Annotated in this window: 7 protein-coding genes and 1 pseudogene; 1 reads left to right on the top strand and 7 read right to left on the bottom strand. The window is 71.3% G+C overall.

The window, feature by feature from the left end:
- From I6A60_RS29725 to aceB, 5 genes and pseudogenes are all read right to left on the bottom strand, one after another.
- A pseudogene (locus I6A60_RS29725) lies at window positions 1-441 on the bottom strand (hypothetical protein); the annotation flags it as partial.
- 83 nt (window positions 442-524) lie between these two features.
- Window positions 525-2,234: a DUF885 domain-containing protein gene (locus I6A60_RS29720; protein WP_203023597.1), complete on the bottom strand. Its 1,710-nt coding sequence runs from the start codon at window positions 2,232-2,234 to the stop codon at window positions 525-527.
- The gene (locus I6A60_RS29715; protein ID WP_203023596.1) at window positions 2,234-3,655 is read right to left on the bottom strand and encodes a VWA domain-containing protein; all 1,422 of its coding nucleotides are present in this window, start codon (window positions 3,653-3,655) and stop codon (window positions 2,234-2,236) included. The genes I6A60_RS29720 and I6A60_RS29715 overlap by 1 nt, the downstream gene beginning before the upstream one ends.
- A gap of 63 nt (window positions 3,656-3,718) precedes the next feature.
- Window positions 3,719-4,603, bottom strand: coding sequence for a MoxR family ATPase (locus I6A60_RS29710; RefSeq protein ID WP_203023595.1), 885 nt, complete (start codon window positions 4,601-4,603; stop codon window positions 3,719-3,721).
- A gap of 247 nt (window positions 4,604-4,850) precedes the next feature.
- Window positions 4,851-6,527, bottom strand: coding sequence for a malate synthase A (aceB, locus tag I6A60_RS29705; RefSeq protein WP_203023594.1), 1,677 nt, complete (start codon window positions 6,525-6,527; stop codon window positions 4,851-4,853).
- 269 nt (window positions 6,528-6,796) lie between these two features.
- Between aceB and I6A60_RS29700 the strand changes: the two genes are divergently transcribed.
- Window positions 6,797-7,777, top strand: a complete 981-nt coding sequence (locus tag I6A60_RS29700) for a glycosyltransferase family A protein (protein ID WP_203023593.1) — start codon at window positions 6,797-6,799, stop codon at window positions 7,775-7,777.
- Window positions 7,778-8,004: 227 nt separating this feature from the next.
- Here the strand turns inward: I6A60_RS29700 and I6A60_RS29695 are convergent, their stop codons facing one another.
- Window positions 8,005-9,261, bottom strand: coding sequence for a glutamate-5-semialdehyde dehydrogenase (locus tag I6A60_RS29695; RefSeq protein WP_203023592.1), 1,257 nt, complete (start codon window positions 9,259-9,261; stop codon window positions 8,005-8,007).
- A gap of 256 nt (window positions 9,262-9,517) precedes the next feature.
- On the bottom strand, window positions 9,518-11,773 hold the full coding sequence (locus tag I6A60_RS29690; RefSeq protein WP_203011743.1) for an MMPL family transporter: 2,256 nt from the start codon (window positions 11,771-11,773) through the stop codon (window positions 9,518-9,520).
- Window positions 11,774-12,212: the final 439 nt, after the last annotated feature.

Genomic DNA, 12,212 nt, shown 5'->3' with positions numbered 1-12,212 from the left:
CCGCGGGGGGCCGCCCCGGGCGGGCGGCGGGCCCCCGGGGGCGCCCCGGGGGGGCCCGGCCCCCCCCCGGGGGCCGGCGACGGCTGAGCCGGCGCCGGCCGCCGGCCGGGCTGCGGAGTCGGGCGCGACCTCGGTCCCGCCAGCCGAGCTGTCCGCGCTGTTGACACCGAAACCGCCAGCCGGAGCCGCGGCCGGGACCGACATCGCGCTGCCGCTGGAGCTGTCACCTCCGCTGCCGCTACGTGAGCCGACAGCGGTGCCCAGCACCGCCACCAGCACCACGATGCCGACCAGCACGACCGCCGCGACGATCAGGCCCCGGCGGGAGAAGCGAATCCGCCGCCAGCCAGCCGCCCAGCGGCCCGCTCCCCCACCGGGACTGTCGTCCCGCCCAACGGCCACGGGCTCGACCCGGGTGTCCAGAAGTTCGTCCACCGCCATCGCCGCGCTCCTCCTCGGTCAGTGCGGTGCGCGCTGCGGCACCACGATGACGTTGGACGCGCCTGGTCCCAGATTGGTTCACATCACCCGAAACTCGCAGGACCCGGCAGCAATGCACGTAGATGGCGGGGCGGGGGTGAGCCGTGCGCGAGGAGCTCGTCGTGGAAGGCGCGCAGGGCCGAAGGCGCCGGGCTCAGCGACTGGCGCAGCTCGGTCAGCTCCTTCCAGCCGACGAAGTAGGTGGACAGCTGCCCGGAGGTCAGCAGCGCCCGGCGCCACTTGCCGAAGGCCTCGCCCTCCTCCTGTAGCCCGCGATCCGTCATCAGGGACATCGCCTCCGCGCGGGACATCCCCTCGCAGTGCACGCCGTGGTCGAGCAGGGCATTGATCGTCATCCTCAGCTGTACCTTCAGCTGCTGGAGCCGCACGGACAGCCCGCCGAAGCCGGCCTCGGCCATGAACTGCTCGGCGTAGACCGCCCAGCCCTCGGTGAACGTCCCGGACCAGGCGGCGGCCCGGACCCGGGTCGGGCCACGGAACCGGCCGGACGCGGCAAGCTGCAGATGATGGCCCGGGACCGCCTCGTGGACGGTCAGGTTGCGCAGAGAGGCCCGGTTGTACTCGCGGTAGAAGGACTGCCGGCGTTCCTCGGGCCAACCGGTGGGCGTCGGGGCGATCGCGTAGAAGGTCGGCAGCGACGCGGTCTCCAGCGGTCCGGGCGGGTCGCAGTAGGCGACCGAGACGCCCCGGGCGAACTCTGGCATCACGACGACGTCCAGCGGGGCCTCGGTCGGGCTGACCAGGTCCGTCGTCGCGAGGAACGCGTTGACGTCCGCGAGCGCCGCGTGGATGTCGGCGACGACCGTCGCGTCGGTCGGCGCGTCGGAGGCCACCCGGTCGAGGGCCCGCCGTACGACGCCGGGGCCAGCCGGTTCGCCCAGGAACTCGGCGGCGACGGCGGTGATCTCCTCGGTGAGCCAGTCGACCCGTTCACGGGCCGCGGCGACGACCTCGGCTGAGGTCAGGTCGCTGGCCAGCGCATGGCCGAGCCGGCGTGCCCACAGCCGTTCGCCGAGCCGCGGGCCGCACGGGTCGTCGTCGAGGTGTCCGTCGTCGCCCGATCCCGCGTCGGCGCCCGAACCAGCCTGTATGCCAGGCAACCGGTCACGCAGCCAGCCGGTGAACTCTTCGACGGCCCGCAGCGCCGCCTCCTGGGCCGGCTCGACGAGGGGGCGCAGCGACGGCTCCCCCGCCAGCGCCGCGGCCACATCCGCACCGATGAGGCCGGCTAGTCCGTCCGCCTGCCCGACGGCGGTCTCGACGTGCACCTGGGGCATCGGGCCGAGGACTCGCCTGGCGGTCGCCAGCGCGTCGGGCAGAGCCCTGAGCCGGCCGGCAAGCAGCCGCAGCCGGTCGGGGGCCGGGGCGAACGGCCGGGCTAGCAGGCCGTGCAGCGCGTGGCCGGGCAGGTGGACGAGCGGGTTCCACTCGTGCTCGCGCAGCGCGGTGGCTTCGAACTCTCGGGCCGCGAGCAGGTCGGCGAGCATCGCCCAGTCCACCGCCGCCTCGGGGTCCAGCCCCGCGAGGTCAACCCGGTCAAGCGCCGCCTGGTGCCGAGCCAGGGCCCGGACGAGGTCGGCCTGAGCGCCCGGGCCGTAGTCCGTGAGCCGGTCGTCGAACCGGTGGTCGCCGAGCTCGGTCGCCCACTCGGGCCGCCGCGCGAACAGGTCGTCCAGAATTCCGTCGGCGACTGCCGCGAGGTCCGTCGGCGTCGGCCGGTCCGGCTCGGGCATCAGGTCGGCAGGAGCCGCTCGATGAAGGCTTCCAGCTGTTCGACATTGCGGCACTCGACCATCTCGTCGACGATGTCGCCGTAGGCCTTGGTCGCCGAGTCGCCGGAGCCCCAGTAGGACTTCGGCTCCGGGTTGAGCCAGTAGGCGTGGCGGGCCTGGGAGCACAGCCTCTTGAAGATGGTCGACTCGGTGGCGCGGTAGTTGTTGCGGGCGTCGCCGAGGACGAGCAGGGACGTCTTGGGGCCGACGGCGTCGGGGTAACGCTCGGCGAACACCTCAATGGCGTGGCCATAGTCGCTGTGGCCGTCGAACCAGACCAGGTCGGCCTCGCTGGCGATCCGGCCCATCATGTCGCCGAGGTCGACGCCGCGCAGGAATCGGGTGACCTCGTCGGTCGTGTCGATGAAGCCGAACGCCCGCACCTTGGAGAACTGCTCGCGCAGGGCGTGCGTGAGCATCAGGGTGAAGTGCGCGAACGACGCGACCGAGCCGGAGACGTCGCACAGCACGACCAGCTCGGGCTTGTGCGGCTTGTGCGGGCGGTGCTTGGTCTCCAGCGGCACGCCACCCGTGGCCAGCGACGCGCGGACGGTGCGGCGGAAGTCCAGCCGGCCGGTGCGGCCGGACCGGCGCTTGGCGGTCAGCCGGGTCGCGAGCCGTCGGGCCAGCGGGTAGACCTGGCGACGCAGCTCGATGAGGTCCTGGTGCGAGGCGCGCAGGAACTCGACCTGGTCGGTCAGCGGCTTCACCGCCGTGCGCTCGGTGGCCTGCAGACCGCGCTCCTCGGCCATCCGGCGGCGGATCTCGGACTGGATCATCTCCTCGAAGGAGCGGATCCGGTCGGTGATGGTCTGCCTGGCGATCCGCTCGGCGAGCCCGCCGCGTTCCTGTGGCCCGAGCATCGCGGCGAGCAGGGCGGCGATCAAGGTGTCCGGGGACATCGCGCGCAGCACTCGGAAGACGAACCACGAGCGGCCGTTCTGCCCGCCGCCGGGGGCGGAGCCGAACGCGGCCACGGCCTGGCGGGCGAGGTCGCGCAGCGACTCGTCGTCGCCGTCGAGCAGCGCCTGCTGCAGCTGGTCGCGCAGCGCCTTCTTCAGCGCGTCCAGCTCCTCGCGGGTCGGCTCGCGCTGCTCGCCGCTGGGCTCGCCGTCGCCGAGGCCGGGGACGCCGCCCTCGCTGACTGCCACGCCGTCGCCGATCCGGGGCGGGAAGTACAGGTCGAACAGGGTGTCGAAGGCGTTGCGGTAGAGCGGCCGCTTGCACATCGTGGTCGCGAAGGCGGCGCGGACGGCCTCCCGGTCCAGCCAGCCGATCGCGCCGACGGCGCGGGCGGCATCGACGGTCTCGGCCGTGCTCACCGGCACGCCGGCGCGCCGCAGGGCGGCCGTGAACTCGACCGTGCGGTCTACCAGGTTCATCCGAACCCCCTGCTCACCTGAAACCCCTGTTCATCCGACCGAACCCCTGCCGACCGGGTCCGGTCAGTTGGCGCCGAGCTTGAGCTGGCTTATCGCGCGGGCCTGGTCGCTCGCGTGCTTGAGCACCACACCCAGAGTGCTCTTCACTTCTTCCTCGTCGAGCGAGTCGAAACCGAGCGCGAGCACGGTCTGGCCCCAGTCGATGGTCTCCGCGATCGACGGCGCCTTCTTCAGCTCCATCGCCCGCAGCGCGCGGACCGTGCGGACCAGTGCCTCGGCCATTTGCTCGGGAAGCTCGGGGACCCGGGCGAGCAGGATCTCCTTCTCCCGAGCCGCCGACGGGTAGTCCAGGTTCAGGTACAGGCAGCGGCGCTTCAGCGCCTCCGACAGCTCACGGGTCGCGTTCGAGGTCAGGACGACGAACGGCCGGCGGGTCGCGGCGATCGTGCCCAGCTCCGGGATGGTCACCTGGAAGTCGGAGAGCACCTCCAGCAGCAGGCCCTCGACCTCGACGTCGGCCTTGTCGGTCTCGTCGATGAGCAGCACGGTTGGCCCGTCGCGGCGGATCGCGGACAGCAGCGGCCGGGCGAGCAGGAACTCCTCGCTGAAGATGTCGTCGTGCGTCGAGCGCCAGTCGCCACCGCCGTCGCCGGACGCGGACTGGATGCGCAGCAGCTGCTTCTTGTAGTTCCACTCGTAGAGCGCGCGCGCCTCGTCGAGGCCCTCGTAGCACTGCAGGCGGATCAGCTCGGCGCCGGTGGAGGCGGCCAGCGCCTTGGCGAGCTCGGTCTTGCCGGTGCCCGCCGGTCCCTCGACCAGCAGCGGCTTGCGCAGCCGGTCCGCGAGGAAGATTGTGGTGGCGATCGCCTCGTCGGCGAGGTAGCCCGTCTCCCGCAACCGGCCGCGGACATCCGCGACATCAGCGAAGGCGTGTTCCTGCAACGACATGGACTTCCCCGCCCTACATCCGTCTCATCGCCGCGCACGGTGCGCGCGACCCGGCGGCGAGTCGGCGCGCATGGCCAACACGTCGCACTGATCCCCTTGGATCCGTTATCCGTCCGTCCCATAGTGCCAGTGGACCGGGCCAGAATCGCGCACTGCTACGAGTCCGGGATGTGATGGACGCGGAGGGTTATGTTTCGCGTTGATAACTTTCCTGGTCAGCGCCGCGTGGGGCACCGTTCGTGACCGGTCAGATCCGGTCGTAGGCAGGCAGCGTGAGGAACTCGGCGAAGGGTTCGCCGAGCGCGGTCTGCTCGAAAAGCTCGAGAGCGTCCGCCCATCGCCCGGCGGCCTTTCCGGCCTCGGCCGATTCGGCGGCGGCCGCGGCCGAGCCCGGGACCGAGCCGGACGGGCTCAGCCGCGCGACCTCTTCGGCGAGGATCTGTCGGACCAGCTCGGCGGTGACGACCCGGCCGTCGGCGAGCTTCGCGCCGGCGGCGACCCACTGGTAGAGCTGGCTGCGCGAGATCTCCGCCGTCGCCGCGTCCTCCATCAGGTTGTCGATGCCGACCGCGCCGGAGCCGCGCAGCCAGGTCTCCAGATAGCGCAGCCCGACGCTGATGTTGATCCGCACCCCGCCCTCGGTGATCTCGCCAGGGGTCGCGGCGATGTCGAGGAGCGCGTCGGCGGTGACGTGGACGTCGGGGCGCTGCCGGGTGAGCTGGTTGGGCGCGGTGCCCAGGACGCCGTCGAAGACCTCGGTGCAGACGGGCACGAGGTCGGGATGCGCGACCCAGCTGCCGTCGAACCCGTCCCCGGACTCGCGGACCTTGTCGGCCCGGACCTTCGCCAGGGCGGCCGCGTTCACCGCGGGGTCGCGCCGCGACGGGATGAACGCCGCCATGCCGCCGATCGCGTGCGCGCCGCGGCGATGGCACGTCGAGACGAGCAGCTCGGTGTACGCGCGCAGGAACGGCGCGGTCATCGTCACGGCGTTGCGGTCGGGCAGTAGGAACTCGCCAGGCCGGGCGGCGAACGTCTTGATCGTGGAGAACAGGTAGTCCCAGCGGCCCGCGTTGAGCCCGGCGGAGTGCTCACGCAGCTCGTAGAGGATCTCGTCCATCTCGAACGCGGCCGGCAGCGTCTCGATCAGCACGGTGGCCCGGATGGTGCCCCGGGGCAGCCTCAGGGCGTCCTCGGCGAAGCTGAACACGTCGTTCCACAGCCGGGCCTCAAGGTGGCTCTCCAGCTTCGGCAGGTAGAACGCCGGGGTCCTGCCGGCTGCCGCGAGGGTCCGCGCGTTGCGGAACAGGTAGAGCCCGGCGTCGAACAGCGAGCCCGACATGGCGGCGCCGTCGACCACGACATGTCGCTCGGGCAGATGCCAGCCACGCGGCCGGACGACCAGGGTCGCGGGCCGGTCGGCCAGCCGGTAGACCCGGCCGTCCGGGTTGGTGAAGGACAGCGTGCCCGCGATCGCCGCGGTGAGGTTGCGCTGGCCGTCGAGCAGGTTGACCCAGGTGGGGACGTTGGCGTCCTCGAAGTCCGCCATGAACAGGCGCGCGCCGCTGTTGAGGGCGTTGATGACCACCTTCGCGTCGGTCGGGCCGGTGATCTCGCAGCGACGGTCGGCCAGATCCGGGGCGGGTGGGGCGACCGTCCACGCGCCGGCGCGGACGTCGGCCGTCTCCGGCAGGAAGTCCAGCGATCCGCCCGCGGCGATCGCCGCCCGCCGCCGGGCCCGGTTGGCCAGCAGCTCGGCGCGGCGCGCGCCGAACGCGCGCTGCAGCCCGGCAACGAACGCCACCGCGTCGTCGGTGAGCACGTCCGCCACGAGCATCGCGGCCTGCGGGGTCGCGAGCCCAGTCACGTCCCGCTCCACCTGGACGCCGTCCATCCCGCCCGCTGCCTCGCCCGTCGCACCCATCGCGCCTCCATCACTCGCCGGCCAGCTTCCAGTCTGGCCGCCGGCGGGGCTCGCGGGCGAGGCGTGGCCAGATATATCCGGGCGCGTAGTAGGGACTCGCCGATCCTGCGTGAGCGAAGCGGTCTCGAGAACCGCCTAACACTCACGTTAATGTCGGCCTTATCTTCCACACAGAAGTAAATGATGAAACGTGACTCCTGGAGCCTCCTACGTGAATGAAGCCGAAATACGGAATACTCTTCCCCTGTACCTCGGAGAAGGAGGCTGGAATGCCGGCAGAACCACTGCCGATCACCGTCATTGTGCCGATCTACAACGGAGCGGCACTTCTCGGTGAGGCGTTGACCAGCGCGTTGGCACAGGAACCACCACCGGCGCAGGTGATCGTGGTGGACGACGGATCCACCGACGACCCGGACGCGGTCCTGGCCCAGTTCCCCACGGTCGAAGTGATCAAGCAGCAGAACCAGGGCGTCGGAGCGGCGCGGAATGCGGGCCTGCGGCGGGCGGACACCGACTACGTCGTGTTCCTCGATCAGGACGACCGTCTGGTGCCCGGCGCGCTGGCCCACGCGGCGAAACTCCTGGACACGGACCCGGGCGCCGCGTTCGTCTCCGGGCGCAACCGCATGATCAGGGCTGACGGTGCGACGTGGGAGTCCGGCGCTGCGGACCTACGGCCGGCGGTACGACGGGATCACTATCGGGAGCTGCTCTATCAGTCCTGGATCGTTCCGCCGTCGACCGTGCTGTTCCGCCGTTCCCTGCTGACGACGGCCGGCGGCTGGTCGGAGGACCGCAGGTTGAAGGGCGCCGACGACTACGAGCTATACCTTCGGCTCGCGCGGCAGTACCCGGTTCTGGACACCGAGGAGTGCTACGCGGAGTACCGGATGCACGGCGGAAACACATCGAGCGACGCCCAGAAGATGCTCGACGGCATCACGTTCGTGCTGCGCCGCGAGCGCGTCCACACGCAGAGCAGCATTGAGCTGGAGCGGGCCCGCCGATCCGGGCTGGCGTTCTGGCGGGCGGTGCTGGGCCTCAAGGCGGCGGGGCAGGAGCTGATGTTGGCGGCGAAGACCCGTCAGGACATTCCCGCCGCGGCCGGCAAGGCCGTCGTCATGGTCGCCCGCCATCCGGTCTCTTTCGGCGAGTTGGTGAAAGACCATCTCGTGCACGCCTCCGCCCGGGCTGGCGGTGGAGGCTTTCGCGCGGTGCTCGTCGAGACCCGCCGCCGGCTCGGCTGACCGGCCGCGGACCCGGGGCCGGTTCTCGGCTGGTTCACGACCGCGAACCGGCCCAGGGTCGGCCTCACCGAGCCGCGGAACCGGCCAGACCTGAACCGGCCGGACCCTGAACCGGCCGGACCCTGAACCGGCCGGACCCTGAACCGGCCGGACCCTGAACCGGTCAGACGCCGAACCGGTCAGACGCCGAACCGGTCAGACGCCGAACCGGTCAGACGCGCTACCGGTCAGACGAGGTGACCGTCGCCGATGCCGATCCAGGTGGTCGACGTCAGCTCGGGCAGACCCATCGGGCCGCGCGCGTGCAGCTTCTGGGTGGAGATGCCGATCTCGGCGCCCATGCCGAACCGCTCGCCGTCGGTGAACCGGGTCGAGACGTTCACCATGATCGCGGCGCTGTCGCAGGTGGCGATGAACCGCCGGGAGGCGGCGAGCGAACCGGTGACGATCGACTCGGTGTGCCCGCTGCCGTAGCGCCGGATGTGCTCGACGGCCGCGTCGAGCGAGGGAACGACCTTCACGGCGAGGTCGAGCGAGAGGTACTCGGCCGCCCAGTCGTCCTCCGTGGCCGCCAACGCGGTCGGGTCCGCGGCACGAACCGCGTCGTCGCCGTGGATCGTGACGCCCGCCGCGGTGAGCGCTCCGAGCACCCTCGGCAGGAACTCCGCGGCGACGTCGGTGTGCACGAGCAGAGTCTCGGCGGAGTTGCAGACCGAGACCCGCTGGATCTTGGAGTTCACCGCGATCTTCACCGCCATGTCGAGATCGGCGTCCTTGTCCACGTAGACGTGGCAGATACCGATCCCGGTCTCGATCACCGGCACCGTCGACTCCTCGACGACGGCCCGGATCAGCCCGGCACCGCCGCGCGGGATCAGCACGTCGACGAGCCCGCGCAGGCGCATGAGGTGCTTGACCGACTCGTGGTCGACCCCGGGGACGAGCTGCACGGCGTCGGCCGGCAGGCCCGAGGCGACCGCGGCGTCGCGCAGCACGCCGACGAGCGCGACGTTGGACCGCTGGGCCGAGGCACTGCCGCGCAGCAGCGCCGCGTTGCCGCTCTTCAGGCACAGCCCGGCCGCGTCGACCGTGACGTTCGGCCGGGCCTCGTAGATGATCCCGACCACGCCGAGCGGGACGCGGACCTGGCGCAGCTCGATGCCGTTGGGCAGCACCCGGCCCCGCAGGACCTCGCCCACCGGGTCCTCGAGCCCTGCGACCTGGCGCAGGCCGTCGGCCATCGCGGTCAGCCGGGCCTCGGTGAGGGTGAGCCGGTCGACCAGCGCGGGAGAGGTGCCGGCCGCCTGCGCCGCGGCGACGTCCTCGGCGTTGGCGCGGATCAGTTCGTCGGCGCGGGCCAGCAGCGCGTCGGCCATGCCGAGCAGGGCGGCGTCCTTGGCGGCTCGTGTCAGTGGGGCGAGGACCGCCGCGGCCTGCTTCGCGCGTACCGCGCTCGCTCGGACGTCGTCCGCGGAGACCTGCATGGCCCGTTCCCTTCTCGGCGGCGAACAGGGCAACCCGGCTCGGGGCCGGCGCCGCGCGCCATCCAACGAGGCTACCTGCCTTGATTCTCCCGCGCCGGGCCAGACGGGGCAGGGGGGGGGGGGGGGGGGGGGGGGGGGGGGCGGGGGGGGGGGGGGGGGGGGGGCGGGGGGGGGGGCGGGCGCGGGCGGGGGGGGCGGCTCCCCCGGGCCCCTTCTCCGTCGTGTGCGGACGGCCGTCAGCCGCCCGCGGGCACCGTCAGTCGGCGGCTCTGGCGAGCTTCGACGGCCACCAGATCCGCTTGCCGATCTCGTGCGACAGCGACGGGACCAGGATCGACCGGACGATGATCGTGTCCAGCAGGACCCCGAAGGCGACCGTGAAGCCGATCTCGGCGAGGGTGACCAGCGGCAGCACCGCCAGCACCGCGAACGTCGCGGCCAGCACGACGCCCGCCGAGGTGATCACACCACCGGTGACGGACAGGCCGCGGGTGATGCCGGCCCTGGTGCCGTGGGTCAGCGTCTCCTCCCGCACCCGGGTCATCAGGAAGATGTTGTAGTCGATGCCCAGTGCCACCAGGAACACGAACGAGAACAGTGGATAGGCCGGATCCGCGTTGGCGAAGTCGAGCACGTGGTTGAACACGATCGCCGAGACGCCGAGCGCCGCCGCGAACGACAGCACCACCGTGACGATCAGCAGGAGCGGCGCGACGAGCGCCCGCAGCAGCAGCGCGAGGACGATCAGGATCACCAGCAGCACGATCGGGATCACCAGGTCGCGGTCATGGCGGGAGGCCGCGTTGACGTCATGGTTGACGGCCGTCGAGCCGCCGACCAGGGCCTCCGCGCCCGGGATCGCGTGCGCCGCCGTCCGGATGTTCAGGACGGTGGTCTCGGCCTGCTTGGTGTCGTACCGGTAGATGATCGCCGCGTCGATCACGATCCGGCCGTCGGCCGACGGCTTGACCTGGAGGGCGGCTGGCGCGCAGCTCGCGCTGGACGCGAGCTGGGCCGGGGTGACTGCCCCGGACCGGATCAGCTCACCGATCTTGGCGTAGTCGGCCTCGACGCACACCGAACCCGGCCTGGTGTCGACACCCGGGATCTTCGAGACCGCGGCGATCACGGCGTCGGCCTTGTCGGCCTTCGCGGTGATCACGGCCGGTGCGCCCGCTCCGGCGTCGAAGTTGGCGTCGTAGATCTTCTGGCCGACGATCGCGTCCGGCTGGGTGGTGAAGGTGTCCAGCGTCGACAGGCCGCCGGTCTTCAGGGTCGGCAGGAACGCGACGCAGATCAGCAGCAGCACCGCGGTGCCGATCCAGCCGAGACGGGAACGCTTCTCGATCGTCGTGGCGAACCGTGACCAGGCGCCGTGGGTGGCGATGTCGGCGTGGTTGTCGAACCGCGGGATCCGTGGCCAGAACACCCAGCGGCCGACGACGACGAGGAACACCGGCAGGAAGACCAGCATCATCACGACGGTGCAGGCGACACCGATCGCGCAGACCGGCCCGAGGCTCTTGTTCGAGTTCAGCTCGCCGAGGCTGAGGCAGAGCAGGCCGAGAATCACGGTCAGGCCGGACGCGGCGATCGCCGGCGCGGCCCCGCGCCAGGCGGCCATCATCGCGTCGATCCGGCCGCGATGGTTGTGCAGCTCCTCGCGATATCGACTGACCAGCAGGAGCGCGTAGTCCGTGCCCGCGCCGATCACGACGACGGACAGGATGCCCTGGCTCTGGCCGGTGAGCGTGAGCGCGCCGTGCTTGGCCAGCGGGTAGATGACCAGCGAGGACGCGCCGAGCGCGAGCGCCGCGCTGAACAGCGGGAAGAACCAGAGCACCGGGCTGCGGTAGACGACCAGCAGGATGATGATGACGACCAGTCCGGCGGCGAGCAGCAGCTGGCCGTCGAGACCGCCGAACGCGTCGATGAAGGCGACCAGCAGACCGCCCGGGCCGGCGCTGTGCACCACGAGGCCGGCCGGTGTGTCGGCTTTGGCGAGGTCGATGACCGCTTTCTCGGTCTTGCTGAGGTCGTCACCGTTGACCTCGGTATCGCCGTTCTTGCCGATCAGCGGCACCGACGTCGAGGCCACCGAGTCGTTCTTGGAGAACTGCGGCTGCCCGATCTGGTCGGCCGCCACCCCCTGGACCTTGCCGAACTTGACCCGGTCAGCGGCGATCTTCGCCTTGTCCGCGCCGGTCAGGCCACCGGACCGCTGATAGATGATGAAGCCGGGGATCGTCGCGATGTTCTGGAACTTCTGCGACTCCTTGTCGACCTTCGTCGACTCGGCCGAGCCAGGCAGGTACGACGCGTTGTCGTTCTTCTGGACCTGGCTGAGCTTCCCCTGGAACTGAAAGCCGCCGCCGCCGATCAGAAAGACGACGAGCGCGGCAAGCCCGAAGGCATAGACGAACCACGGCCGGCGGCGTCCGGAGCTGGGTCCGGCGGGCGGGGGCGGTGGCGTGGTCCCGGAGCGTTCCTCCGCGGCCAGGTCACTGGTCATCGTGTCTCTCCCGGTCGGCTTTCGGTCTCGGCTCGGCGACGACGGGCACGGTCCGGCCAGTGGCCCGTCGGGGGCAGGTGCTGATCTGGATGACGCGGCGCCCGCGGGCGGGCGGCAGGCCACCCGGGGCGGCGCCGCTGGTTGGCACGGACCGTACTGGCCGGGTGTGACGCGTTCGGTGGCCAGCTCCGCGTCTTCGATGATGGCGCCGTCGCGCTCTGGCGCCATCAGGTTTTCGGCTGACTGGGCGGTGGACGCCGCCCCTCCTCCGGTTCGGTCACTATCTCATTGTCTTACTCACTCAACAAGTCTTTACTCAGACATCGGTCGCACCAGCGCTCGAACGTTGGCCGGCCTGGCGAACGACTTCGCAGGTCTGACCGCCGCGCGCCGGCCAATCTGACCGTCCGACCACCGAAAGTGAGATAGGCCACATGAA

The sequence above is a fragment of the Frankia sp. AgB1.9 genome (genome assembly GCF_016786355.1).
In the GTDB taxonomy this organism is placed as follows: domain Bacteria; phylum Actinomycetota; class Actinomycetes; order Frankiales; family Frankiaceae; genus Pseudofrankia.
This window is presented reverse-complemented; position numbering and strand designations above follow the sequence as displayed.

Coding starts and splice junctions, on each gene's coding strand:
- I6A60_RS29720 (WP_203023597.1), bottom strand. CDS start 2,234: ATGCCCGAGCCGGACCGGCCGACGCCGACGGACCTCGCGGCAGTCGCC.
- I6A60_RS29715 (WP_203023596.1), bottom strand. CDS start 3,655: ATGAACCTGGTAGACCGCACGGTCGAGTTCACGGCCGCCCTGCGGCGC.
- I6A60_RS29710 (WP_203023595.1), bottom strand. CDS start 4,603: ATGTCGTTGCAGGAACACGCCTTCGCTGATGTCGCGGATGTCCGCGGC.
- aceB (WP_203023594.1), bottom strand. CDS start 6,527: ATGGGTGCGACGGGCGAGGCAGCGGGCGGGATGGACGGCGTCCAGGTG.
- I6A60_RS29700 (WP_203023593.1), top strand. CDS start 6,797: ATGCCGGCAGAACCACTGCCGATCACCGTCATTGTGCCGATCTACAAC.
- I6A60_RS29695 (WP_203023592.1), bottom strand. CDS start 9,261: ATGCAGGTCTCCGCGGACGACGTCCGAGCGAGCGCGGTACGCGCGAAG.
- I6A60_RS29690 (WP_203011743.1), bottom strand. CDS start 11,773: ATGACCAGTGACCTGGCCGCGGAGGAACGCTCCGGGACCACGCCACCG.